The 24017-nt window shown below is 35.3% G+C and carries 21 protein-coding genes, 7 tRNA genes and 1 pseudogene (1 of these 29 running past the window's edge); 10 read left to right on the forward strand and 19 right to left on the reverse strand.

Going from position 1 to position 24017, the window contains the following annotated elements; genetic code table 11:
- Together KMW28_RS18110 and KMW28_RS18115 are read right to left on the reverse strand one after the other, a co-directional pair.
- Positions 1 to 1777, reverse strand: the 5' portion of a protein-coding gene (locus KMW28_RS18110) for a biotin/lipoyl-containing protein (protein WP_169667290.1). It extends 101 nt beyond the left edge of the window; only the first 1777 of its 1878 coding nucleotides appear in the window; it begins with the start codon at positions 1775 to 1777; the stop codon falls past the left edge of the window.
- A 23-nt stretch (positions 1778 to 1800) separates the two neighbouring features.
- Positions 1801 to 2079 (reverse strand): OadG family protein, encoded by a 279-nt coding sequence (locus tag KMW28_RS18115; RefSeq protein ID WP_215585761.1) that lies wholly within the window; start codon positions 2077 to 2079, stop codon positions 1801 to 1803.
- 232 nt (positions 2080 to 2311) lie between these two features.
- On the opposite strand from KMW28_RS18115, the gene uvrB reads away from it, so the two are divergent.
- Entirely contained in the window at positions 2312 to 4345 is a 2034-nt protein-coding gene (gene uvrB / locus KMW28_RS18120; protein ID WP_169667292.1) for an excinuclease ABC subunit UvrB, read from the forward strand.
- 244 nt (positions 4346 to 4589) lie between these two features.
- Here uvrB and tuf read toward each other — a convergent pair whose 3' ends face one another.
- The 4 genes from tuf to KMW28_RS18140 all read right to left on the reverse strand — a co-directional run bounded on the left by tuf (position 4590) and on the right by KMW28_RS18140 (position 7362).
- Positions 4590 to 5768 (reverse strand): elongation factor Tu, encoded by a 1179-nt coding sequence (tuf, locus tag KMW28_RS18125; protein WP_169667294.1) that lies wholly within the window; start codon positions 5766 to 5768, stop codon positions 4590 to 4592.
- A 64-nt stretch (positions 5769 to 5832) separates the two neighbouring features.
- Positions 5833 to 5904, reverse strand: a tRNA-Thr gene (locus KMW28_RS18130).
- A 134-nt stretch (positions 5905 to 6038) separates the two neighbouring features.
- A tRNA-Tyr gene (locus KMW28_RS18135) sits at positions 6039 to 6119 on the reverse strand.
- Between the two features lie 331 nt (positions 6120 to 6450).
- Positions 6451 to 7362 carry a Ppx/GppA phosphatase family protein gene (locus tag KMW28_RS18140; protein WP_169667296.1) on the reverse strand — a complete coding sequence of 304 codons (912 nt, stop codon included), beginning with the start codon at positions 7360 to 7362 and terminating at the stop codon, positions 6451 to 6453.
- Between the two features lie 57 nt (positions 7363 to 7419).
- Here KMW28_RS18140 and KMW28_RS18145 point away from each other — a divergent pair, with 57 nt between their 5' ends.
- Entirely contained in the window at positions 7420 to 8337 is a 918-nt protein-coding gene (locus tag KMW28_RS18145) for a DUF368 domain-containing protein (RefSeq protein ID WP_169667297.1), read from the forward strand.
- A 142-nt stretch (positions 8338 to 8479) separates the two neighbouring features.
- Here KMW28_RS18145 and KMW28_RS18150 read toward each other — a convergent pair.
- From KMW28_RS18150 to KMW28_RS18170, 5 genes and pseudogenes are all read right to left on the reverse strand, one after another.
- Positions 8480 to 9325: pseudogene (locus tag KMW28_RS18150) on the reverse strand (IS3 family transposase); the annotation flags it as partial.
- Between the two features lie 41 nt (positions 9326 to 9366).
- Complete coding sequence (locus KMW28_RS18155) at positions 9367 to 9762, reverse strand: transposase (protein ID WP_205958251.1); 396 nt, start codon at positions 9760 to 9762, stop codon at positions 9367 to 9369.
- A gap of 124 nt (positions 9763 to 9886) precedes the next feature.
- The gene (locus tag KMW28_RS18160) at positions 9887 to 10759 is read right to left on the reverse strand and encodes a class II fructose-bisphosphate aldolase (protein WP_169666856.1); all 873 of its coding nucleotides are present in this window, start codon (positions 10757 to 10759) and stop codon (positions 9887 to 9889) included.
- A 63-nt stretch (positions 10760 to 10822) separates the two neighbouring features.
- Positions 10823 to 12331, reverse strand: coding sequence for an L-fucose/L-arabinose isomerase family protein (locus KMW28_RS18165; protein WP_169666854.1), 1509 nt, complete (start codon positions 12329 to 12331; stop codon positions 10823 to 10825).
- Positions 12332 to 12389: 58 nt separating this feature from the next.
- Positions 12390 to 13295 carry a carbohydrate kinase family protein gene (locus tag KMW28_RS18170; RefSeq protein WP_169666852.1) on the reverse strand — a complete coding sequence of 302 codons (906 nt, stop codon included), beginning with the start codon at positions 13293 to 13295 and terminating at the stop codon, positions 12390 to 12392.
- Between the two features lie 132 nt (positions 13296 to 13427).
- Here KMW28_RS18170 and KMW28_RS18175 point away from each other — a divergent pair, with 132 nt between their 5' ends.
- Positions 13428 to 14285 (forward strand): AraC family transcriptional regulator, encoded by an 858-nt coding sequence (locus tag KMW28_RS18175; RefSeq protein ID WP_169666850.1) that lies wholly within the window; start codon positions 13428 to 13430, stop codon positions 14283 to 14285.
- A gap of 410 nt (positions 14286 to 14695) precedes the next feature.
- Here the strand turns inward: KMW28_RS18175 and KMW28_RS18180 are convergent.
- The 5 genes from KMW28_RS18180 to KMW28_RS18200 all read right to left on the reverse strand — a co-directional run bounded on the left by KMW28_RS18180 (position 14696) and on the right by KMW28_RS18200 (position 15914).
- A tRNA-Gly gene (locus KMW28_RS18180) sits at positions 14696 to 14768 on the reverse strand.
- Between the two features lie 190 nt (positions 14769 to 14958).
- Positions 14959 to 15031 (reverse strand) — tRNA-Gly (locus KMW28_RS18185).
- A 13-nt stretch (positions 15032 to 15044) separates the two neighbouring features.
- Positions 15045 to 15125: transfer RNA gene (locus KMW28_RS18190), tRNA-Tyr, on the reverse strand.
- 19 nt (positions 15126 to 15144) lie between these two features.
- Positions 15145 to 15225, reverse strand: a tRNA-Tyr gene (locus tag KMW28_RS18195).
- A gap of 170 nt (positions 15226 to 15395) precedes the next feature.
- Complete coding sequence (locus KMW28_RS18200; RefSeq protein ID WP_169666848.1) at positions 15396 to 15914, reverse strand: hypothetical protein; 519 nt, start codon at positions 15912 to 15914, stop codon at positions 15396 to 15398.
- Positions 15915 to 16210: 296 nt separating this feature from the next.
- On the opposite strand from KMW28_RS18200, the gene KMW28_RS18205 reads away from it, so the two are divergent.
- The 7 genes from KMW28_RS18205 (at position 16211) to rplL (ending at position 19407) form a co-directional block, all read left to right on the forward strand.
- A tRNA-Trp gene (locus KMW28_RS18205) sits at positions 16211 to 16283 on the forward strand.
- Positions 16284 to 16395: 112 nt separating this feature from the next.
- The gene (gene secE / locus KMW28_RS18210; protein ID WP_169666862.1) at positions 16396 to 16587 is read left to right on the forward strand and encodes a preprotein translocase subunit SecE; all 192 of its coding nucleotides are present in this window, start codon (positions 16396 to 16398) and stop codon (positions 16585 to 16587) included.
- 46 nt (positions 16588 to 16633) lie between these two features.
- Positions 16634 to 17206, forward strand: coding sequence for a transcription termination/antitermination protein NusG (gene nusG, locus KMW28_RS18215; RefSeq protein ID WP_066212131.1), 573 nt, complete (start codon positions 16634 to 16636; stop codon positions 17204 to 17206).
- 1 nt (position 17207) lies between these two features.
- A complete protein-coding gene (rplK, locus tag KMW28_RS18220) occupies positions 17208 to 17651 on the forward strand; it encodes a 50S ribosomal protein L11 (protein ID WP_169666846.1) in 444 nt (147 codons plus the stop codon).
- Between the two features lie 24 nt (positions 17652 to 17675).
- The gene (rplA, locus tag KMW28_RS18225; RefSeq protein WP_066212127.1) at positions 17676 to 18368 is read left to right on the forward strand and encodes a 50S ribosomal protein L1; all 693 of its coding nucleotides are present in this window, start codon (positions 17676 to 17678) and stop codon (positions 18366 to 18368) included.
- Positions 18369 to 18370: 2 nt separating this feature from the next.
- Positions 18371 to 18916 carry a 50S ribosomal protein L10 gene (gene rplJ / locus KMW28_RS18230; protein ID WP_169666844.1) on the forward strand — a complete coding sequence of 182 codons (546 nt, stop codon included), beginning with the start codon at positions 18371 to 18373 and terminating at the stop codon, positions 18914 to 18916.
- Between the two features lie 113 nt (positions 18917 to 19029).
- Positions 19030 to 19407: a 50S ribosomal protein L7/L12 gene (rplL, locus tag KMW28_RS18235; protein ID WP_066212123.1), complete on the forward strand. Its 378-nt coding sequence runs from the start codon at positions 19030 to 19032 to the stop codon at positions 19405 to 19407.
- Positions 19408 to 19558: 151 nt separating this feature from the next.
- On the opposite strand, the gene KMW28_RS18240 is transcribed toward rplL, so the two are convergent.
- From KMW28_RS18240 to KMW28_RS18250, 3 genes are all read right to left on the reverse strand, one after another.
- A complete protein-coding gene (locus KMW28_RS18240; RefSeq protein ID WP_169666842.1) occupies positions 19559 to 20686 on the reverse strand; it encodes a hypothetical protein in 1128 nt (375 codons plus the stop codon).
- A 201-nt stretch (positions 20687 to 20887) separates the two neighbouring features.
- A complete protein-coding gene (locus KMW28_RS18245; RefSeq protein WP_169666840.1) occupies positions 20888 to 21994 on the reverse strand; it encodes a sulfotransferase family protein in 1107 nt (368 codons plus the stop codon).
- A 664-nt stretch (positions 21995 to 22658) separates the two neighbouring features.
- Positions 22659 to 23945, reverse strand: coding sequence for a M16 family metallopeptidase (locus tag KMW28_RS18250; RefSeq protein ID WP_169666838.1), 1287 nt, complete (start codon positions 23943 to 23945; stop codon positions 22659 to 22661).
- Positions 23946 to 24017 lie beyond the last annotated feature (72 nt).

Here is a 24017-nt window from a genome sequence, read left to right on the forward strand (position 1 = left end):
AAACTTTCATTGATTCTATATAGCCAATAATATCACCTTCCTTCACTTCATCACCAATCTTCTTTGGCTCTTCAGATGATGTCTTCGTCAAGAAAAACTTACCTTCCAATGGAGCCTGAACAGATTGCCCAATTTCTTTAGTGGCTTCTACTTTCGCTGGTACTAATTTTTGTTGATGATCTCCTACTTCCTTTTGACCATAACCAATCTTTACATCAAATGATTGCCCATCGACAGTAATGTTTAAATGTTGTGGTCTATCTTCAACCACATTATTTGATACTACCACAGGCTGATCCTCCGTTTTCGACTTTCTTTTGGCTACATCGTCAACAAATGCAGCTTTTGCCTCTCCACTTTTATATGCTCTATACTGAGCAGGATGCATTGCAAACTCAAACAACTCTTCATTATCTTCCCCAAATTCCCATTTGTTTTTCAGCATTTCATCACTTGCCTTTTCCAGTTCATCTCCTAGTTGCTTATCATGAAACTCTTGTGGATCCCCATCAAAGAAGTGTCTTTCTTGGGCATATGCCAGTGCTTTGATTTCATCAGCAACTTCTCCAGGAAGTTTACCCGATTTACCCAATAACATATCCCATGTATTATCATCAATTAAAGTCCAGCGTTCCTTACCTTTAATCAATTGCATCACATTCATCAAAGCTGTATTCTTCACATATTGAGAATAAGGAGTAACAAGTGGCGGATAACCGAGCTTAGGCCAAATGAATTTCACTTCATCAAAAAGCTTAATCAACAACTCATCTTGAGTTAAGGTTGGCTGATCTCTTTTAGATAACCACTTATTGATACTACTTAGATTATTTTCCAAATCGGCCATCAAAGAACCCATCATTCCACCAGGAAGACCCGGCCCGATAAGGAGGGAATTCATAAATCTATTTTTAGGATTGATATACAGCCCAAGGAAATCATCAATAAACTCTTGAGTGAGTCGCCTTACCTCCATATAAGCATTCATATTGATATCAGGGACAATGAATCCTGCATCTTTAAGCATTTCATGTGCTGTAATCAAATCAACATGCCCTGTACCCCAAGACAATGGCTCCATTCCGACATCAATATATTCCACCCCAGCTCTAGCTACTTCCAATATAGAAGCAGGTGCAAAGCCTGGTCCTGAATGTGCGTGATATTGAATGATAGTTTGTGGATTTTTAGCTTTTATTCCTTTAACTATTTTACCTAAAGATTCTGGTCGCCCGATACCAGCCATATCTTTTATACAGATTTCATCTGCACCTACATCGATTAAATGATTGGCTAAATCCACATAATATTCAACAGTATGAACAGGAGAAAAAGTAATGGATAAACTCGCTTGGGCGATCATCCCTCCTTCTTTTGCAAACCGTATAGAGCGTTCTAAGTTTCTTGGATCATTTAGTCCACAAAAAGATCTCGCGATATCAGTCCCTTGCTTTTTCTTCAAGCGGAAAATCATTTTTCGCAACTCTTCAGAACACGGACTCATCCGAATTCCATTTAATGATCTTTCCAACATATGCGTTTGAATACCCGCATCTTTAAATGGTTTTGTCCAAGCTCTTACCGCTTTATTCGGATTTTCTCCAAACAATAAATTGATTTGCTCGAAACCTCCTCCATTGGTTTCTACTCTACTGAAACATCCCATATCGACAATATGAGGTGCTACTTTCGTTAATTGATCTACTCTAGGCACGTATTTCCCTGATGATTGCCACATATCGCGGTACACCAAAGAAAATTTAATTTCTCTGCTCATTTTTAATGCTGATTAGGTTAAGGTTAAATTTTGTTCTTCGTTGATTTTGTAATTTCTACTACTCTTCCTTCTCCTTTTGTAGCGATTGAAACCGATGCGGAAAGAACGGCTACCATCTGAGGAGAAACTAAAGGCCCATTTTTTGGATTGATCGACTTTTTAGTTGGTATTTCTTCCGGCAAATAAGAGTTTGTGATGTTAATAATTAGCTTACCGGATAAAACAACCATCGTTAGAATAGTAAATACAGTCCCCATCCCAACCACTAAAAGCAGCAGGGCTGATTCTAAATTTTCCATCATAATTTATTATTGGTATGTGTTGTTTCTAAGTTCTAGTTGATGTTGTCTTTGGATAAAAATCAATTTATAGCTTATCAATAAATTTTTAAGTGATGATTATCACTGAATTACATCAATTAATATTAGTGTTATTTCTACATTTATTTTTTATATGAATAATCACTTCATCCAAGACAAAAAGAGCAAATTGGAAAAGAAATTAGTATATTTATAGCTTACTATTTTTCGAAATATGGATTTTAAATTAATAGCCGATTTTAAACCTATGGGTGATCAGCCCGCTGCCATTAAACAATTAGCAGAGGGAGTGGAAAGTGGAGAGGAATCTCAAATTCTTTTGGGTGTGACGGGTTCTGGTAAAACATTCAGTATAGCGAATGTTATCAAAGAGACCGGCCGACCGACATTAATATTGAGTCATAATAAAACACTTGCAGCACAACTGTATGGAGAATTCAAGCAATTCTTTCCTGAAAATGCTGTAGAGTATTTTATTTCCTACTACGATTATTATCAACCTGAAGCGTATATTCAAACCACAGACACATTCATTGAAAAAGATTTAATGATCAATGAAGAAATTGAAAAGCTTCGATTGGCTTGTACTTCTGCTTTACTATCAGGTAGAAGAGATGTGATCGTGATTGCTTCTGTTTCTTGTATCTATGGTATCGGTAATCCTGAGGAATTCGGAAAAAATGTTCTCAAACTAAGAACAGGAATTGAATATCCTCGACAAAAGTTACTTCGCGATTTTGTAGATATTCTTTACTCTAGAAATGAAATGGAATTTAACCGAGGTAATTTCAGAGTAAAAGGAGATACGGTTGATATCTACCCTGCCTATGCAGATTTTGCTTATCGTATTATTTATTGGGATGATGAAATTGAAGAAATTCAACGTATCGATCCAATCACTGGCAAAATGCAATCCCGCGAAGATGGTATCACAATTTTCCCAGCCAACCTTTTTGTTACAAGCAAAGACACAGTAAATGATTCTATCGTTCAGATTCAAGATGAAATGATAGAACAGATTAGATATTTCGAAAAAGATCAAAGAGTATTAGAATCCAAAAGAATAAAAGAAAGAACTGAATTCGATTTGGAGATGATCCGTGAGTTGGGTTATTGTTCTGGTATTGAAAACTACTCAAGATTTTTTGATAGAAGACGTCCAGGTCAACGCCCCTTCTGTCTCCTTGATTATTTCCCAGACGATTTCTTAATGGTAATCGACGAAAGTCATGTTACTCTACCTCAAATTCGAGCAATGTGGGGAGGTGACCGTTCTAGAAAAATTTCGTTGGTAGATAATGGATTCCGTTTACCTTCAGCTTTAGACAACCGACCACTTACTTTTAATGAATTTGAAAGTATCGTAAGTCAGAGTATTTATGTAAGTGCTACTCCTGGCGATTACGAATTACTAAAAACAGAAGGAGCAATTACCGAACAAGTCATTCGCCCAACTGGACTTTTAGATCCAGAAATTGATGTTCGCCCAACACTAAATCAAATTGATGATTTATTAGAGGAAGTCACAGCTACCATCGAAAAGGGGGATAGAATTTTAATTACCACGCTGACCAAGAGAATGGCGGAAGAATTATCCCGATACCTAGATGATATCGGGGTAAAATCGACTTATCTCCACTCGGAAATTAAACCTTTAGATAGAGTAGAAATTCTAAGACAACTTCGTTTGGGTATCGTCGATGTACTTGTTGGTGTAAATCTCTTGAGAGAGGGATTGGATTTACCAGAAGTTTCTTTGGTGGCTATTATGGATGCAGACAAAGAAGGTTTCTTAAGAAATGAACGCTCTTTGATACAAACGATCGGTCGTGCTGCCCGTAACTCGGAAGGTAGAGTAATTATGTACGCAGATAAAATGACTAAATCGATGGAAAAAGCGATTAGTGAAACCAAAAGGCGTCGTAAACTGCAGCATGAATATAATGTAGAACATGGTATCACTCCTACAACTGTAAGAAAATCACATGATGCTATTTTAGAACAAACTCAAGTTGCTGATAGAAAAACAATCACTAAAGAATACCAAACTGAGGAAGAAAGCCAAGCAAAAGCAGCGGAAGAGGCATCAACTTATCAGGAAAACAGTAAGTCTGCTAATATAAAAGAACAACTTGCTCAAGTGAAGAAAGATATGGAGAAAGCAGCAAGTAATCTTGATTTTGTAGAAGCAGCGAGGTTAAGAGATATAATGTTTGAACTTGAAAGAGTAAAGAATAGTAAGGTTTAAGCAGGTAGTAGGTAGTAATTTACTTTGATATATGGAATCCCATTGGAATGTATTTTCTGATGGGATTTTTTTATAGTTAGGAATTAGGAACGAGGAGTTAGGAGTTTTTTGATTATTACTTTTCGATAAATCATATAAACTGAAGATGCTTATGCATTTATTAAAACCCTGTAAAATATAAAAAGAGGTTATCTATTGCTAGATAACCTCTTAATATATGTGCTCAACTAATGTTGAGAATCAATTACTCAACGATTGTAGTAACTTGACCTGCACCTACTGTACGTCCACCTTCACGGATCGCGAAACGAAGACCTTCCTCCATTGCGATTTCCTTTTGAAGATCAACTGTGATAGTTACGTTATCACCAGGCATTACCATCTCAACACCGTCAGGTAGAGCGATAGTACCAGTTACGTCAGTTGTACGGAAGTAGAACTGAGGGTTGTAACCTTTGAAGAATGGAGTGTGACGACCACCTTCTTCTTTTGAAAGAACGTAGATCTCAGCAGTAAACTTCTTGTGAGGAGTTACAGAACCTGGCTTACAGATTACCATACCACGCTTGATGTCAGCTTTGTCGATACCTCTAAGAAGGATACCTACGTTGTCACCAGCTTCACCTCTATCCAAGATCTTACGGAACATCTCAACACCAGTAATAGTTGATGTTAATTTGTCACCAAGACCCATGATTTCAACTGCGTCACCTGTGTTAGCAACACCTTTCTCAATACGACCTGTAGCTACTGTACCACGACCTGTGATCGAGAATACGTCCTCTACTGGCATTAAGAAATCCTTGTCTACGTCACGCTCTGGTAGAGGAATTTCAGTATCAACAGCTTCCATTAATTCTTCAACTGTTTTTACCCACTTATCTTCACCGTTCAATGCACCTAATGCAGAACCACGAACGATAACAGCGTCCTCATAACCTTTAGACTCAAGTTCTTCAGCTACTTCCATTTCAACTAGCTCAAGCATCTCTTCGTCGTCTACCATATCCGCTTTGTTCAAGAACACAACGATTTTAGGTACACCAACCTGACGAGCTAATAGGATGTGCTCTTTAGTTTGAGGCATAGCACCATCTGTAGCAGCAACTACAAGGATAGCACCGTCCATTTGTGCAGCACCAGTTACCATGTTTTTCACGTAATCGGCGTGACCTGGACAGTCAACGTGTGCGTAGTGACGGTTCTCAGTTTGGTATTCAACGTGTGAAGTGTTGATCGTGATACCACGTTCTTTTTCTTCTGGAGCGTTGTCAATTTGTGAGAAATCTCTTTGTTCAGCAAGACCTTTGTTTGCTAAAACTGATGAAATTGCCGCAGTTAAAGTAGTTTTACCGTGGTCAACGTGACCGATTGTACCAATGTTCAAATGGGGTTTCGAACGGTCAAATGTTTCCTTAGCCATCTTTTCTAAAAAGAATTATATACAATTAATAGATTTCAATCTTCAGATTTTGAAAGCAAAATCGAGCTGCCGAGGAGATTTGAACTCCCGACCTCTTCCTTACCAAGGAAGTACTCTACCCCTGAGCTACGGCAGCTTATGCGAATACCGCAATCTAGCTAGGCAGATTTACCGATTTTCCTTAAAAGGTATAATTAGAGATCTGAAGAAAACTAACTATACTTTTCTCAACAAACGCCATTATCCGAAGACAACTTTGTCTGTTAATAGTGGGAGGGGCAGGATTCGAACCTGCGAAGCCGAAGCAACGGATTTACAGTCCGTCCCATTTGACCGCTCTGGAACCTTCCCAAGGCAAGATTTTGAGTACCAAAAAATGGTTCTCGTATCTATTCGAGATGCAAAGGTAAATTGATTTTCAAAAACTTCAAACATCTAACTAAAAAATAGATAGATTTATATACGTTAAAATAGGTTTTTATTGGATAAGTGATAATTACAGTGCAATTAAAACGACTTACAAACCATTAAAAATCAACAAGTTGCAATATATATTTTTCTATTTTAAATCTTTGTTAAGAGTATGCAAACAAACCTTTCTAAATCAAAAATTTATTCAAGTTTTTTCATTTTAGGCTTTAATTTGGGTTTATATTGTATTTAAAGTCGGAATTTATGGTATTTATTTCGTTCTCAGTAACAAACCTTCTCTTAGAGATGCTGAAGATATAAATAATTTTCCTAAAGACAATTTATCTAGGACACATTTTAGTAAACAAGAAGCCGGAACGACCATATCTACCCTCTGAGGAATAAGTCCTTTTATCTTAAAACGTTCTTCTCTATTCCATCCCACAAACTTCTCATACATTTCATCATAATCGGAATTATCTACCACTTGTACATCCTTTGCTGACACATTATTATAAGCTCCATAAACTTCTTGAATCGTATGGAAAGTACCTGCTGCTCCTATAATTTTCTTTGGTTGATATTTTCCGACGGCATCCCAAAGCGACATCAACCTGTTCTCTACATAATCAAATAATGCTTCTTTATCTGATGATGCAATAGGATCTATCTTGCAAAAGGAATCAAATAATCGTTGTGCTCCCACTTCAAAACTTTCTTTCCAAAGCACTTTTTCGCTATCACAAATAATAAATTCTGTACTTCCACCACCTATATCCATAATAATAGCTGTGTCTTCTATTGATATGTCAGACCGTACACCATAATAAATCACTTCTGCCTCTTCATCTCCTTGAATGATATTTACATCAAAATTAAACTTTGATTTAATCGCTTCACGAAATTCTACTCCATTCTTAGCTACTCTTACTGCACTTGTAGCGGCTACTTCAATAGACACCACATCATATTCACTTATTATTTGATGAAACTTTCCGAGTGCATCAAACGCTCTTTGCTGTGCCTTCTCTGTAATATAACCATCGGAGATTCCTCCCTTTCCTAATCGAACAAAAATATCTTCAGTATATAATTTCTTTATCTTATCATGACCTTCCACTTCTCCTATTAATAACTGAAAAGTGTTGGTCCCCATATCAATTGATGCTTTTCTTTGTGTCATTTCTGATAGATTTAAATGAACTACCTTATATTTGCCCCAAATTAGAAGATCAAATCAATGAAAGAAAAACTTTTTATCTTTTTAAAAGGATTAGCTATGGGTGCGGCTGATGTAGTACCCGGTGTTTCTGGAGGAACAGTTGCATTTATTACGGGTATTTATGAGCGATTATTGAATGCAATCAATTCTATCGACCTTGAAGCATTAAAACTATTATCGAAATTTAAAATCAAGGAACTTTGGGAAAAACTAGACCTTAATTTCTTACTTCCATTATTTGTAGGTATTGGCACAGCGGTATTCTCACTAGCTAAATTGATGAAATATCTTTTAGTTCATGAACCTATCGGGCTTTGGTCTTTCTTCTTTGGATTAATCATCGCTTCTACTTTGCTTGTGGGAAAACAAGTGAAGAAATGGAATGTAGCCACGATCATAGCCATTATTATAGGTGCAGTTCTTTCGTATTGGATCACCATCGCCACACCTAGTCAGGCTCCTGAAGGAATGATTTATATCTTCTTCGCCGGTATGATTGCTATTTGTGCCATGATACTTCCAGGTATTTCTGGTTCATTCATGTTACTATTAATGGGACAATATGATCAGATTATCTCTGCGATTACAGACTTAAATATTAAAGTAATTGCGGTATTTGGAGCGGGTGCTGCTATTGGTATCACTAGTTTCTCTAGAATATTATCATTCCTATTAAAGAAGTATCACGATTTCACTATTGCTCTTTTATCGGGAGTAATGATTGGTTCTTTAAATAAGGTATGGCCTTGGAAACAGATCTTGAAGACTTATGTAGACCGTCACGGAGAAACGAAACCTTTAATTGAGAAGTCTATTCTTCCTCAACACTTCGAAGGTGATAATCAGTTGATCTTAGCAATTGTGTTGGCTATTGTTGGTTTTGTGTTAGTATATGGAATTGAGAAGTTTGCTTCTAAAGATACTGAAGTAGCATAAATATCAACAACCTTGTAAAGTCCTGAAATAACGATACAGGTTTTTACTAAATTTATTTTAAATATAAGACTCAATAATTTAAAAGTTATTGGGTCTTTTTTTCGCCTAACATATTTCCACCATTAAAGGTTTCTAAAATTTGTTATGTTGCTTTTACCTTTACCTTTTGGTAAGTTCTTCTTCTTTTTCCTCTTGTTTTATGCATTTGAATTGGTGTTTTCATATAGCATGACATATGAGGTCGCACTAAGTTATAAGTTTTTATACATTCTTTTAAGTATGCTTCAAAGACTATTTCATAATTAACATATTTACTCAGATTAAAATCATGCTTTATGGTTCTGTTGATGCGTTCTGCAATAGCATTTTTATATGGATCATAAGTCTCAGTCATACTCGTTATAATTTTTGCTTTTCTAAGCAATTTCTGATAAGCTTTGCTGCAATACTGTACACCTCTATCTGAGTGATGAATTAACTTTTCCCCCTTATACTCACGTTGTTTTATTGCCATTTTTAATGCCCTAATTGCACCTTGCTTATCTAACGACCTAGATAAGTCATATCCCATAATTTTTTTAGAATAAGCATCCGTAATTAAAGCTAAATACCAAGGGTTATCTCTTGTGCCAACATATGTAATATCAGCTACCATGACTTGTTCAGGCCTAGTAATTTCTAAGCCATCAACCAAATCTGGATAAGTTTTGAATCTATGATCTGAGTCTGTTGTTACATGATATGCTCTCTTAGGTTTTATATCTAAGTGATTGGCTTTCAAAATCTGCAGCAATTTATCTCGTCCTACACCCAGAGATTTCAAATCAGAGTACAGTAGAGTGTACAACATTCTATGACCACTGTTGGGTAACTTTATTCTAACGTTTTCTACGAGTGATACTACTTGCTCAGAAATTTTCAGATCTTTTTCTTTTCGCTTAATAGAGCGGTAATACACTTGACGGTCTTTCCCAAGTAATTGACTTGAATATTCTACACCTTTAGAATACTCACCTCTGAAATGGTCTACTACTTGGGTGAAGAGTTTTTTCTTATATCAATTTTATATTCCTTTTCAGCCAAATCAATCATCATATCGAAAATAATTGATTTATGGTCAGCTTTTTCTGCTTCAGCCTCTAATCGTTTGATTTTCTTTTTTGCTGTTTCCAACTCAAGTTTAAGCTCTAATAACTCTTGTTCAGGTGTTTTTTTCTTCATGGCACTTACTTTATGGTTCCAGTCAAAGTTACCATATTTTTGTAACCAAATCTTTACAGTTTGATTCCCTTGAATACCATATTTACGTTGAGCTGCTTTAAGACCTAGTTGACCGTTTTCAACTTCCGAGACAATTTGAAGCTTTAAGGACATTGGATAATCCTTTTGGGTACGTTTAATGAACTGATTTTTATTTTCTTCCATGATAACGATTGTTTTAGTGTATCGTTATTTTAGGACTGTACACCTTATATAAATGAAAAGGATACCCCACAACAAGGTATCCTTTTTATATGTCGCAATTTTAAAAGAGTTTCTGATATTTATTTCAGACTACAAGTTCATTTTGAAAATTCACTGCTTTTAAACGATCCACTACTACATCTTTAATTAATGGCAAGACTTCTTTCATTATAAATGGAGGATAAGCATTCATTCCTGCTTCATTCATTCGCTTCATGGCTTCTTGCATATAAGTAGTGTGCACTATGGTTCCGATATTAATCTTACTCATACCCATAGTGATTGATTTTTGGATATCTAAATCAGGAATACCGGTACCGCCGTGTAATACTAAAGGAGCAGGAATAGCTTCTGCTATCTCACCTAATCGACCAAAGTGGATTTTAGGTTCTTGAGGAGTAAAACCATGAGCAGTACCAATACCTACTGCCACAATATCAGGTTGCGCTTCTTCGTACAATTGTTTTACATCAGAAACTGAGGCTAAGAAATCATCATCTGATTTCACTTCAACACCACGACCTAGGATTTTACCAATTTCAGCTTCAACCACTACATTAGCAGACTTTGCATAAGCGACTACTTGTTTCGTCATCTTAATATTTTCCTCCAATGCTTGTTGAGATCCATCAATCATTACAGAATCGTAACCGGAGTCGATAGCCGCTTTACATTGATCAACCGAAACACTATGATCCAAATGTAAATACACTTTGTTTTTGGCATTCAAACGTACTCCTTCCACCATTTTTGTAAACACTTGTGGTGTAATCAAATCGGCAACTGGAGGATAAGTCATGACCATTACATGCGTATCCATTTCGTTGGCTGCTTCAACGACTGCCTGTAAATCATAATTATCATTTACATTGAAAGACGCCAAACACCTTTCTGTTTTTCTATATGCTTTGAAGAGATCGAGCAATGACGCGAAATCCTCTGAAAAATTCTTTTCCATAATTATAAGATGATGTGCGGGGCAACATCAAGTAGCTGCCCCATTATTTAAATGTCTATTTGATTATAAACTATGACCGTATAGATGATCTAAGCTTTTTGGAATATCAATTTGATTCACCCCCAACCAGTGGTTCAACGTATCCAAATCTTTTAAGAAATGTCCTCTACCAATAATCCAGTGATGATCACATCCATTATTCAATACAGCCGAAAGCACATCTTTTGATTCGTGAATTTCTGGACGAACTTCAGCATAACTTCCTCTAAAAGCCATTTCTGATGGTAAGATTTCACCTTCGAAGTTAAATACTCTAGCTCCATCAGGGTATTGGTATTTAGCAATAGTTACTGGTCCCGTTTTTTGCATAAACTCAAGTAACATTCCCATGCTGCTTTCAACACTGAAATTCTCTAGGATACTATGGTTTCTCACTTCAAACCCTGTTGGTTCATTAATTAATTTTGTTGGAGCTCCGCCACAGTGCCAGAAACCGATTCTGTTATTACCTTGATCAATTAATGACAAATCAACTAATGTTGGAAGACCTTCTGTTAAAGTCACCTGATTCATCACAACCATTGTAAGCAATGCACCCATATCCGATTCATCAGCTACAGGAATACCAATATCCTGGATTAAGGCACCTGCTCCATCACCAGCGATTCCATAATGATCGAACAACTCTGGCCAGTTCTTTAAACCAATACCAATATAATTTTGCTGTCTAGAGTAATCTGCAACCGCCAACGACAAACGAAGTGATTTATTAATTTGTTCAGGGGTAACATTATTGAATTTACAAGCCGGATGATACAATAGCTTTTCTCTGATTTCATCTATATCAGACTCTTTAAACTTCTGACCGTGCTTCCAGATCGTTTCGAAGTCTACACGATCTACTATCAAACCGTAACGTTCTAAAAGAGCAATCTCGTTTAATTCACAATCGTAAAAACCAGGTACTCTAAATCCACCGACCATACCGATCATACGTTGGTTCATCGATGCTTTAGCATATACTGCTTTTGCGAACGGCATAATTAGTTCTTTAAGATTCTCTGATTTTGGGTTTTCGAACAACCAAGAATATTTCACCTTACTTGAGCTTAAAATATTCAGCAAGAAATTCTGTCCGCAAAGACGGTTATTCACTAATCGCCCTCCTGTTGCCTCATCATGCGACCAACTTAAAACAGGAACTAGATGTTGCACCAACCAACGAGCCAATGTAGCTGCTAAGTCGCCTGCTATATAAGAACCTTGATACACTACAATTGCATCAACTCCTTCTTTTTCTTGACTTTGAAGCCAAGCCAAAATATCTTCTTTTGTTTGAATAGGTTCTGATGTGCATGTCAATTGAAAATACTCATTAGGTAAAGCCAATTGAAGGTTTTCTTGAGCTACTCTGTAATTTTTTTTAATAGAAGCCCAATCAAAATGTTCCTCAAGGCCAATACCTACCAAACCGACCTTTGCTACTTTTTTAGGTGCCGCAGGTTGGATAAGCTTTTCAAATAAGTCACTTACGATTCCTTGTTCAATTGGGTTTGCTGCTACTGCTTCCATAATGATTGTTGTTTATTCAAAGAGTTAATAATTTATTTTTGATTGAATGAAGTCTGCTTTATACAGTTTCTTCTAAAGAAGGAAGGTTTTCTTCCATATATGATCTACTTGGGAAAGATGTTCTACCTCCAAATACCTTTGCCACTTGAGAAGCAAAGAAACTTCCGTAGTTCATTCTATCTCTTAATGATTTTCCTTGCAATACTGCCGAGGCATATGCGGCATGAAATGCGTCTCCACACCCTGTGGTATCTACTACTTCTACTTTATAGGAAGGTTGATGAACAATTATGCCTTTATTATATGCATATGAGCCATTCACTCCATCTGTCACAACCACTTGCCCCTCTGTTATTGAAGCAATTGTTCTGACACAGTCTTCTATATTATCTTTTTTGGATAGTTTTTGAGCACATGTCAAAGGAAGTATAGCATGTGTGGCTAGTCCGACCATTTCTTTCATCAAGGACTCTTCAGCTGCCTCCATGTCTAATACCGTAGTGATCCCTTTTTCTTTTCCCAACCTTAATAGATGTAGGTTAATCTCTGTATCATACCCATCCACCAAAATCAATTTTGTTTGCTCTAACCATTCTTCTTTAAAGTCTGAAGGTTGAAATGATGAATAATTACTCATAGAATAAAGCACTGTTCTTTCTCCTGTATCATCAATTTGAACTATAGCTATTGCAGGTGTTGCACCTTCTTTCTCTATAAATAATTGATGATTCACCCCATGTCTTTTTAGTTCGGCTCGGGCTATTTGACTTAAAGTATTATCACCGAAATACCCTAAGAAACTTATATCATGTCCTAAAGCGGCAATACCACTAGCTGCATTTCCTGCAGGTGCCCCGCCTTGTACAATTATCTTTTCACATTCAGTTTTTTCGCCATAAGGAATCTCATTCGGTACGGCAACAAGTAAATCGACTACATTGAGTCCGCTACATATCACTTCCATACTATTTTGCTTTAGTTTAACACAAAATTATGGTGTGATATTTACGTTTAATAAATTCAATATTTTACGATTTATGTACTATATTGTCCAATACTAAGAACAAACAACAGCGAACTAACAATACACTAAAAAATGAGAGCAAAACTAGAAGTAATCCCTAAACAAGTAGATGAGTCAATTCACTCTTTTCAATTCGAAGAAACACACTTTAATGCACCGTGGCATTATCATAACGAGTTAGAATTAACTTATGTATTAAAAAGCAGTGGAGTGAGATATATTGGAAATAGTATTCAGCAGTTTCAATCTGGAGATCTAGTTTTAATAGGTCCTTCTTTACCTCATGCATGGAAGAATGCTAAAAATTATGATCAAGGTGCCTCTTCTGTATATATACAATGGAATGCTGATCAGTTCAATAATCACTTAAAAAACATCAAGGAGTTTTCTAAAATTGATTTACTATTAGAAAAAGCAAATGGAGGCATTATGTTTCCGCAGTCAAAGATTACGGAGGAGATTGGGGAGAAAATGAAATCACTAAACCAACTATCTGATATGTCTCGGTTGATTGTTTTTCTCGATGTTTTACATCAATTATCTGAATTGAAAGATTACAGTATTCTTTCCGAACCTATAGATAAAACTTCTTTTCAAAAATCAAGTAAGCGAGTTGATAGGATTATACATCATATAGAAAATCATTTTCAATCTCCAATACAGGTAGATCAGATGGCAGAATTATGCTGTATGACCAAGTCATCGTTTTGTAAATTCTTTAAAAATAGATTTAAGAAAACGTTCACTCAGTACTTGAATGAGTTTAGAGTACATAGTATTTGTCAGGAATTACAAGAAACCAATGAACCTATCACTCAAATAGCCATGGACTGTGGCTATGAGAATATGTCTTATTTCCATCGACAGTTTAAACTGATTATGGGGATGACGCCAGCGGAGTATAGGAGGAAGATTATTGAGATTAGTTAGCAGGTAGCAGGTAGCAGGTAGCAGGTAGCAGGTAGCAGGTAGCAAATTTAACGCTCGTTTTAACTAAGAACTAAGGAACTAAGGGCAAAAATTTACTATATTGACAGAGTATCATAAGCCCAAGAATTTATTCCTGGGGATAATTTTTAAAAAGTAAGAGGTATAAAGTAAAAATTTAGGATTGAATCTGATAAATGAAATATCTGTTATTTGAAACGAGGTGGTGCAACCCCTCGTGGCCCACCCTTCCTCAACATTCAATTCAATAGAAATATAATAAACTTAATAAAGACCTTTTCCTTACTTCTTCGTTAAAGAGGCGGTGTAACCCCTCGTGATGTCTCCACAACTCAATTGACACTAAATCTTAAACACAAAAAAAGGTCAACCATTTCTGATTGACCTCTGCGAGCGGGTGACGAGGCTCGAACCCGCGACCTACAGCTTGGAAGGCTGTCGCTCTACCAACTGAGCTACACCCGCATGATGTTACAAAGAAAACAGTTCTTTAGGGACATTTCCAACAAAACGATCAGATACTTTTTAAAAATTACGGTAAGTGATTGTTTAAGAGAATAGAAATTATTTGTTCCTTTCTTTAGAGGAATAGAAACGTATTAAAATAATAACCCTTAGAAACGCAAAAAGGTCAACCGTTTCCGATTGACCTTTGAGCGGGTGACGAGGCTCGAACCCGCGACCTACAGCTTGGAAGGCTGTCGCTCTACCAACTGAGCTACACCCGCGTACAATGTTGTGTGGGAGGGGCAGGATTCGAACCTGCGAAGCCGAAGCAACGGATTTACAGTCCGTCCCATTTGACCGCTCTGGAACCTTCCCAGATTAAGTAAACATTGTGTGGGAGGGGCAGGATTCGAACCTGCGAAGCCGAAGCAACGGATTTACAGTCCGTCCCATTTGACCGCTCTGGAACCTTCCCAGATACCTTCGGATGTTTACTTATTCTTCACACTCATTGTCTTCATCGTGACCGTTTGTCCCGATTGCGAGTGCAAAGGTATAGCATGAATTCAATTCTGCAAAGAAAACTACAAAAAACTTTTCTAAAGGAATGTAAACTAATTGAGAGCTAACTTATTAAAGTATCAATTATTTTATCTCAAAGTTTCTTACAAACGTTCTATCATCAATTTGTGCACGGATTACATACAATCCTGGATTAAAATCAGAGAGTATGTATTGCGTCTTTAACTCTCCTTTTAACAATTTTAATTGTGCAGAATAGGAGTCATCGTCATCAGATTCTTTTTTCATGGAGAGTTTTACTTCTTCATTTTCTCCAAAAAAGCCATTCACCTTTAGTGTATCACTTTCTACAGCTACTTCAAAAAATGGTCTTTTATAAGAAATGTCTGAATCATAAATTTTCATTGTGGTACTAGAGGTAAGTTTAGACACCTCTCCATATACTGCTTTTCCATCTAATGCAAATTGAAATTTATATATACCTACTGGAAGTTTATTGATTTCATATTTTCTTTTTAATTCCCCTATTTCTCTAAAGACTTCCCAAAATACTGTTTTGTTACTTCTCTTCACTGACAATTGAAAAAATGAATCTTCCACAGATGTTGATGATGCAAAAATATTTATTACACCATCTTTCATAACGATACAATCACTCAGATTTTTTTCTTGAGCATGTAAAATGTTTAAAAAACCAGTAACAAAAATTAAAATCAAAAAATTTTTCATAAAAAGAAAAAGGAATAATTTAATACAGATATTAGCAGTACATATATAAATAATGGGTAGCAATATACATTTATTGTCTTTAAGTGACTGTATATTAATATGAATTAAGAAAAAATTTCACATTCTTATTTGTTTATTTATTTCAAGTATCTACCTTTGCATCTCGGAAATTCGAGGTGATTATATAAACCACTGAAAATAACCGACAAACGGGCATAGCTCAGCTGGTAGAGTTACGGTCTCCAAAACCGCAGGTCGTGGGTTCGAATCCTACTGCCCGTGCAAAATTAAATTGAACTTCTTATATTTAGCCGTTCAATTCATTTTTAAAACTTAGTATCAGAAAAAGTTGTTACAAATCAACAACTTTTTTTGTGTGAAAATCGAAAGAATTATGAATAAAGTAATTCAGTTTATTAAAGAGTCATACACAGAAATGACAGACAACGTATCTTGGATGTCATTCAGTGAAGCAAAGGATAGCTCAATCTTAGTATTAGTTGCTTCTTTGGTGTTTGCTCTAGTGATTGGTGGAGCAGATTCACTAATCAATGCAGCTTTGGAGTTTATCTACAAAGCGATATAAGTAATTTATTTAGTTAAGAAACCTCAACAGATTAAACTTAAAAGCTATGGGTGACCTTAAATGGTATGTAGTAAGAGCTGTAAGTGGTCAGGAAAAGAAAGTGAAAGATTACCTTCTTAAAGAGTTGGAAAATCAAAAGCTTGAAAATTTCATCACTGAAGTTATCGTACCTACGGAAAAAGTATATCAAGCAAGAAAGCAAAGAGACGGTAAGATCAAAAAGATCGCTGTTGAGAAAAATTTGCTTCCAGGCTATGTTATCGTCCAAGCTGATTTAACAAACGGTGAGGTTCAACACACGATTAATAGTGTTCCTGGTGTCATTGGATTTCTAAACGCGGATACGAAAGATCCGACAGTGCTTCCAAAACCAATGCGCGAGTCAGAGATTAATCAGATCCTAGGCAAAGTCGATGAGTCGGACGAAGGCGAAGTTAAACATGATACGTCTTACTCTGTCGGCGAAACAGTACGTGTTATGGATGGTCCATTCTCTGGATTCTCCGGAAGCGTAGAGGAAGTCTTCGAAGAGAAGAAAAAACTCAATGTCATGGTGAAGATCTTTGGTCGTAATGCACCAGTAGAACTCGATTATAAACAAGTAGAAAAAGAAGAGTAAAATGGCAAAAGAAATCGAAGGTTTCCTGAAGCTTCAAATTAAAGGTGGAGCAGCCAATCCGTCGCCGCCAGTAGGTCCTGCGTTAGGTTCGAAGGGTTTGAACATTATGGATTTCTGTAAACAGTTCAACGCAAGAACACAAGACAAAGGTGGGCAATTATTGCCTGTTTTAATTACAATTTACAAAGACAAGTCTTTTGAATTCGTAATCAAAACTCCTCCTGCGGCAAACTTAATCCTGGATGCGGCGAAAGTTAAAAAAGGTTCATCAGAGCCTAACCGTAAAAAAGTAGCGAAAGTTACTTGGGATCAAGTTAGAACGATTGCAGAAACAAAGTTACCAGATCTTAACTGTTCTACAGTTGAATCAGGTATGAAAATGGTTGCGGGTACAGCTCGTAGCATGGGTATCACAGTAGAAGGAACAGCTCCTTGGGAGGCTTAATTTTACAAGAATTAGTTTTTAATCATGGCAGTATCAAAAAAAATGAAAGAGGCTCTATCTAAATATGATAGAACTCAAGAATACACGCTGGAGAAAGCTACAGAACTTGTGAAAGAAATCTCTTTCGAGAAGTTCGACGCTTCTGTAGACTTAGACGTGCGTTTAGGTGTTGACCCACGTAAAGCGGATCAAATGGTTCGTGGTGTGGTAACTCTTCCTCACGGTGTAGGTAAAGAAGTTAGAGTTCTTGCTCTAGTTACTCCAGACAAAGAAGAAGAAGCAAAAGCAGCAGGTGCTGACTACGCTGGTTTAGACGAATTCATCAAGAAAATCGAAGGTGGATGGACTGATATCGACGTAATCATCACTATGCCAACAGTAATGGCTAAAGTAGGTCGTTTAGGTAGAGTTTTAGGTCCTCGTGGTCTAATGCCAAACCCTAAAGCGGGTACAGTAACATTAGAAGTTGGTAAAGCTGTGAAAGAAGTGAAAGCTGGTAAAATCGACTTTAAAGTTGACAAAACTGGTATCATTCATACTTCAGTTGGTAAATCATCTTTTACTGCTGAGCAGTTAAAAGAAAATGCAGCTGAGTTGATTCAGACTTTATCTAAGTTAAAGCCTTCATCGGCTAAAGGTACATATTTTAAGAGCGTAACGATCTCTACAACTATGGGTCCTGGTATCAAAGTTGAGAAGAGTTCTATCGATAGCTAATTATGACAAAAGATCAGAAAGTACAACTCGTTGAGGACTTAAGTCAAAAATTGGCGGCTTGTGATTACTTCTACATCGTAAACAGTGCAACTATGACTGTTGATGAAGTAAACACATTCCGTAAGGCTTGTTTCTCAAAGGGTATCGAATATCAAGTAGTCAAGAACACGCTAATTGCGAAAGCTCTTGACAAATTGGATACACAAACTGACTACGCAGAACTTAAAGAGGGTGCTCTTAAGGGTATGTCAGGTATCTTGTTCTCACCAGAATCTGGTGCTGCTCCAGCAAAAGTTCTTAAGGACTTCCAAGCGGGTATGCCAAAAGATCGTAAAATCCCAGCATTGAAGGCAGCTTCAATCGACGGTGGTCTTTACGTAGGTGGTGAACACTTAGAAGCATTAACAGCAGTAAAATCAAAAGCAGAGCTTATTGGCGACATCCTTGGATTGTTACAATCGCCTGCTAAGAACGTTGTTAGCGCTTTACAATCTTCAGGACAGACATTATCTGGCTTGTTGAAAACGCTAGAGGAGAAAGGAGAGTAATATAGACCTTTCTAACCAACCTCTTGCAACAATGGCTTTAGAACGTTACGCCTAGTTGCTTCCATATATATAAATCGTAACTTTATTTAAAAACACATTTTAATTTTACAAAAATGGCAGATTTGAAAAAATTCGCAGAAGAGTTAGTAAACCTAACAGTTAAGGAAGTACAAGAACTTGCTGAGATCTTGAAAGAAGAGCATGGTATCGAGCCAGCTGCTGCTGCTGCTCCAGTAATGGTTGCAGGTGGTGCTGAAGGTGGTGCTGCTGCTGAAGAAAAAACTGAATTCGACGTAATCTTGAAGTCAGCTGGTTCAGCTAAATTGAAAGTAGTCAAAGCTCTTAAATCAGCTGCTGGTTTAGGTTTGAAAGAAGCTAAAGAATTAGCTGATTCTGCTCCAGCTCCAGTAAAAGAAGGTATCTCTAAAGAAGAAGCTGAAGCGTTGAAAGATGCATTAGCTGCTGAAGGTGCTGAAATCGAAATCAAATAATTTTAGTTTGATCTAAAATTAATCGATATAGATATAAAGGGTGATCCGAAAGGTTCACCCTTTTTTTGTATCAAAAAAAAACAACTCATGAAAACTTCATGAGCTATCTTTTGGAATCGTTAATTTATACTAGCTTTATTAATTGAAGAAATTAATTATAAATCTTTTTTGAATAGATCTTAGCCCCAAAGTAAATATGTATAATATTGATCCCTTGATAAAGATCTGTTTTACTTATTTCAAAGTAATTATTCTCTGAACCTTCAAAGTGTCTCATTGCCCCATTGGATGAAATTACTGTATACTTTATATTTTTTATTTCATCTCCAAGCATAAAAGCAAAACGATCTCCATAAGTGTACACTTTAACAATATCTTGACTTTGTCCATCCAATACCATTAAAGGGCCATATACTGTTTCTGTTCCATCAAAATCAACTTGAATAAGCTGATAATAAATTTTACCTGAAGCTTCTATATTACTATCTACTACTGAATAGCTCAAAGTAGTATTTGAATTTCCAGCCCCCTCCTTTCTTTCTATTTCAATCCAGTTTATTTTGTCATAAGATTTTAATAAAATGAAATAATCATTATTTATTTCTTGTGCCGTTTTCCATAGGATTATATTTTTAAATCCATCTTTTTTCACCTCAAAAGAAACTAATTCTACTGGTAAATTGATATCACAAAAAGATCCTTCTTTTGTAAAACAAGCACCTGTAATTTCGATTGTTGGAGCATTAAATACTAAAGGAGTGTAATGACCATCATAAAAGTTCCCCTCAACCACTAACCTTGTTCCATCACCTGCTATCTCTATTTGTCCACTACCTATATCTAACCTTGTGAAATTATCGTTTACAATGAGTTCACCTCCATTTTTTAGAAATAGGTTCCCATTATCAACATTCATATCGTCTTCGATCTCTAAATAGCCATAGATTTCAATTTGAACATTGGCTTCTTCCATATTTAAATCGCCAAGAATATTAAGCACTCCATTTATTAATCTTCCATCAGCTTCTAATTCCATGTAGATGCCACCACCAATATTCGTAGGAAGGTCGAAATCAATAGTTAAAGACTTTGAGTTACCCAAAATAACTTTATCACCTAATATGGGATATCCTGTACCCCCTCCAACTCTTGTCCAATTACTTGTATTTTGCCATTCAGTCCAAGAATTGATTTCTTGATCTCCATTTGGGTAATAATTCACAGCCATTAGTTGTGTAGAAACAATAATGCTTGCTAAAAAAAATAGTAGTTTTTTCATAGTTAATCGTTTTTCATTTCATACTGTTAATCCAGTTTCATTTCATGTTTCTAACTTAAAGTAATGGCAAAAAAAAATCGGTTCATTTTATAATATGAACCAATTATTCCTTGTACCAATAGATAATGTGGTACATTCAAATTAAAAAAAGCCACTTCATTTCTAAAGTGACTTTTATATATTTATTCTAAAACTTATTCTCTATTTAATCATTTCATAATCCCACTTTTCAAATGCATAATGCCAGTGTTCATTCACTTTGTCTATGACATCTTGTGGGAAATTATATTGATGCTTCTTATGCGTTCCCAAACCATTTAAGTACTCTTCCATTAATGGTTTTACAGAATTGAAATCACCAATATTTAAATCACGATAAATATCTGATAAATACCCTATGTTATCTTTTGAAAATTCTTCATACTTCACTTCAACAAGATTTCCCTCTGGAATTAAAGATTTATCACTTTCATATTTATCATACATCTTTGTAAATACTTTTAAGATATTATCTGATAATTGGTCGTCAGTGATTTCTTGAAATTTCTGACTAGGAAGTACTCCCTTGAAAAATCTAAAAGTAGAACCAAAAACTTCATATGGATTTCTATATATATAGATAAACTTAGCATTCGGAAATACCTTAAGAATTTCATCAACTCTTGCCGTATGAGGAGGGTTCTTAGAAAGAAAACGTTCACCTTTTGTTTGCATCAAAGCTAATTTTGCAAAACGTAAATATTCATCTCTCCACTTTTGTTTCTTTTCCTCAGACAAACCTTTACCTAATAAAAATTTATCAAATATCTTAAGTGTATCTTGAGGGAAGTACCAAAAATAATAGAAACTCATATCATGAATATTACCTAAGGCAAATTCTTCCTCTTGTGGAAAAGCTGGATCTAATTTTAATCCATCAGCTGGACGTTCTTTGGGCATAAATATTTTCATCATTGCTGTGAAAATATTTTTTCCAAACATTAAAGCATTAGGAAACACACTTTGAAAAGTATTCACAAATCCAAACTGAGGATCTTTTGCTAATAAATTATGCAAATGTGTTGTTCCACTTCTCCAATGACCTAAAATGAATACTGGATCTTTATCTATTGTTATGCTATCTGCCTTACCATAAAGTAAATTTTGATTTATTTTCTCAACAGGATAACATAAAGTACTAATCAATTTCGCCTTGTTAAACTTATTTTTAAACTGAGGTTCAATAGTATAGTCTTTTTCTATTTTATTAAAATTAGCGAGTGAACTACCTGATAATGTAGCCATATCTAACTTATCGAATGAAGCCATAATTCTTTTCGGATTACTTTAAAATTGAATAAAAGATAAATATTAAAATCAAATAATTGATATATCCCATGTAAATATACATAGGTAATAGATGTTTTGATACCTTATGTAACGTGATAACTCTTCAAAAAATTAATTTGATTTACATTTATTGTTACATTTTGTACACCTTCTAACAAAATTTAAACATATGTAAGTTTATCAAGTAATGTCAACTTTTTTAGAGAAATTGAATTTTTTATTGAGTGAGTATCTAAGCACGTAATTTTACTTATCTTTTATTTAATTTATCACTATTCCTATACGTACTATTAATATTTAACTAAATGTAATTGAATTTGTTAACTAATATTGTTTATTAAAATTAATTATATTAGAATTGTATCAACATAAAAACGGAGTAAGAAAAGTAACGTCTTTAACTGTTTTTATTACACTTTATTAAACAAACAGACTAACATTACAAACATTTTTTTATTCTGTGTTAGACAAACTTTCAACTAAAGTACTAAACTAGAAGACACAGATTTTTTGAAGCAATTAACAACGACAATCAAATTGTCGGATTACTACTAGGTAATTACTTCACAAACTTCAACTCACAAAAAAGTGGTAGAAAACAATTCATGTTTGCTACCACTTTTGTTATTTATAGAAGTTTGTATTACCCTACAACCACTTCTAACATATCTCCTAATAAATATTTTTTGACCATATCTTGAACTTGCTGTGTTGTTACAGACTGAATTCTACTTACATATGTATCGTAGTAGTCGAAGTCCAATCCTTTCTTATATAAACCTTTTGTTACCTCTAACAATGAAATATTCGAATTAATAGACATGATAAAATTACCTGACATATAGTTTTGTACAGTTATTAATTCTTCTTGGGAAATAGGTTCGTTACCTAATTTTTCTATTTCTTTATAAATTTCGGTTGTTGCTACTTCTCTTAATTCTTTTTTTACATCAGTTGCAATTAAAAAATACCCTTGATTTTGTTCATTTCTAAACGATGAATGAATTCCGTAAGTAAGCCCCTTTTCCTCTCTAATGTTTTTCATCAATCTAGACCCAAAATACCCTCCAAGCATTTCATTCATCACTGAAAACGCTTCTAAGTCATTATGAGGCAAAGTAAACGTTGGGCAACCTATTCTTATACTAGATTGTACAGATCCATCCTTTGCGTCATATATTTTTAGTTCATTCGAATTAATTTTATCGACAAACTTAGGATATTTTAAAATAGCACTTCCTTTTTTAATTTCAATTTTTCCTAACTGATCACTTAAAATCTTTAAGCATGAATCATCAAAATCGCCTGATATGAATATTTCAAAAGGTGCTCCAATGATTTGATCGTTGTAGTATTTCTGAACATCATCTATTGAAAATTGAAGTATTTGTTCAGCTGATAATGTAGATCCAAAAGGGTGATCTTCTCCATAAAAGGATTCTCTGAATTTCTTAGTGGACAGATATGACGTTTTTTCTTCTGCTAGTTTTTTCTGCTGAACAACGACTTGAACGATATGACGAAATTCTTCCTCAGAGAATTCAGACTCTTTCAAGTATTTATTCACCATTGATATCACTTCTCCAAAATACCTTTTTAAACAATGACCTGTTAAGGTAAATGAGTCCAAGTCGTTAGATACATTAATAATAGCTCCATAAGAGTCAAGATACTCATGAATTTGAGCACTATTCATCCCCTTAACTCCTTCTCCTATCATTTTTGAAGTTAAAAATGCCGTTCCCTTCACATCCTCTACCAACTTCCCTCCTTTTATTACAATTGAGAAATGTAAAATAGGTTGTGCATTATTCTTTATGGCAAAAACCTTACAAGAATTCGGGAGTTGATATTGTTCGGGTTTTTGTAAAGAAAAATCAACTAATTGAAAAGATTCAGGTGCGATTGTTCTATCTAAACTATGGTTCATATTTGAATAAAAGAAATGCTTAAATATTATCAGAAATTCAATTAATGAATTACTGAACTCATGTTGGGAAGA

Source organism: Flammeovirga yaeyamensis, from assembly GCF_018736045.1.
Taxonomy (GTDB): Bacteria; Bacteroidota; Bacteroidia; order Cytophagales; family Flammeovirgaceae; genus Flammeovirga; species Flammeovirga yaeyamensis.

Coding starts and splice junctions, on each gene's coding strand:
- KMW28_RS18115 (WP_215585761.1), bottom strand. CDS start 2,079: ATGATGGAAAATTTAGAATCAGCCCTGCTGCTTTTAGTGGTTGGGATG.
- uvrB (WP_169667292.1), top strand. CDS start 2,312: ATGGATTTTAAATTAATAGCCGATTTTAAACCTATGGGTGATCAGCCC.
- tuf (WP_169667294.1), bottom strand. CDS start 5,768: ATGGCTAAGGAAACATTTGACCGTTCGAAACCCCATTTGAACATTGGT.
- KMW28_RS18140 (WP_169667296.1), bottom strand. CDS start 7,362: ATGACACAAAGAAAAGCATCAATTGATATGGGGACCAACACTTTTCAG.
- KMW28_RS18145 (WP_169667297.1), top strand. CDS start 7,420: ATGAAAGAAAAACTTTTTATCTTTTTAAAAGGATTAGCTATGGGTGCG.
- KMW28_RS18155 (WP_205958251.1), bottom strand. CDS start 9,762: ATGGAAGAAAATAAAAATCAGTTCATTAAACGTACCCAAAAGGATTAT.
- KMW28_RS18160 (WP_169666856.1), bottom strand. CDS start 10,759: ATGGAAAAGAATTTTTCAGAGGATTTCGCGTCATTGCTCGATCTCTTC.
- KMW28_RS18165 (WP_169666854.1), bottom strand. CDS start 12,331: ATGGAAGCAGTAGCAGCAAACCCAATTGAACAAGGAATCGTAAGTGAC.
- KMW28_RS18170 (WP_169666852.1), bottom strand. CDS start 13,295: ATGGAAGTGATATGTAGCGGACTCAATGTAGTCGATTTACTTGTTGCC.
- KMW28_RS18175 (WP_169666850.1), top strand. CDS start 13,428: ATGAGAGCAAAACTAGAAGTAATCCCTAAACAAGTAGATGAGTCAATT.
- KMW28_RS18200 (WP_169666848.1), bottom strand. CDS start 15,914: ATGAAAGATGGTGTAATAAATATTTTTGCATCATCAACATCTGTGGAA.
- secE (WP_169666862.1), top strand. CDS start 16,396: ATGAATAAAGTAATTCAGTTTATTAAAGAGTCATACACAGAAATGACA.
- nusG (WP_066212131.1), top strand. CDS start 16,634: ATGGGTGACCTTAAATGGTATGTAGTAAGAGCTGTAAGTGGTCAGGAA.
- rplK (WP_169666846.1), top strand. CDS start 17,208: ATGGCAAAAGAAATCGAAGGTTTCCTGAAGCTTCAAATTAAAGGTGGA.
- rplA (WP_066212127.1), top strand. CDS start 17,676: ATGGCAGTATCAAAAAAAATGAAAGAGGCTCTATCTAAATATGATAGA.
- rplJ (WP_169666844.1), top strand. CDS start 18,371: ATGACAAAAGATCAGAAAGTACAACTCGTTGAGGACTTAAGTCAAAAA.
- rplL (WP_066212123.1), top strand. CDS start 19,030: ATGGCAGATTTGAAAAAATTCGCAGAAGAGTTAGTAAACCTAACAGTT.
- KMW28_RS18240 (WP_169666842.1), bottom strand. CDS start 20,686: ATGAAAAAACTACTATTTTTTTTAGCAAGCATTATTGTTTCTACACAA.
- KMW28_RS18245 (WP_169666840.1), bottom strand. CDS start 21,994: ATGGCTTCATTCGATAAGTTAGATATGGCTACATTATCAGGTAGTTCA.
- KMW28_RS18250 (WP_169666838.1), bottom strand. CDS start 23,945: ATGAACCATAGTTTAGATAGAACAATCGCACCTGAATCTTTTCAATTA.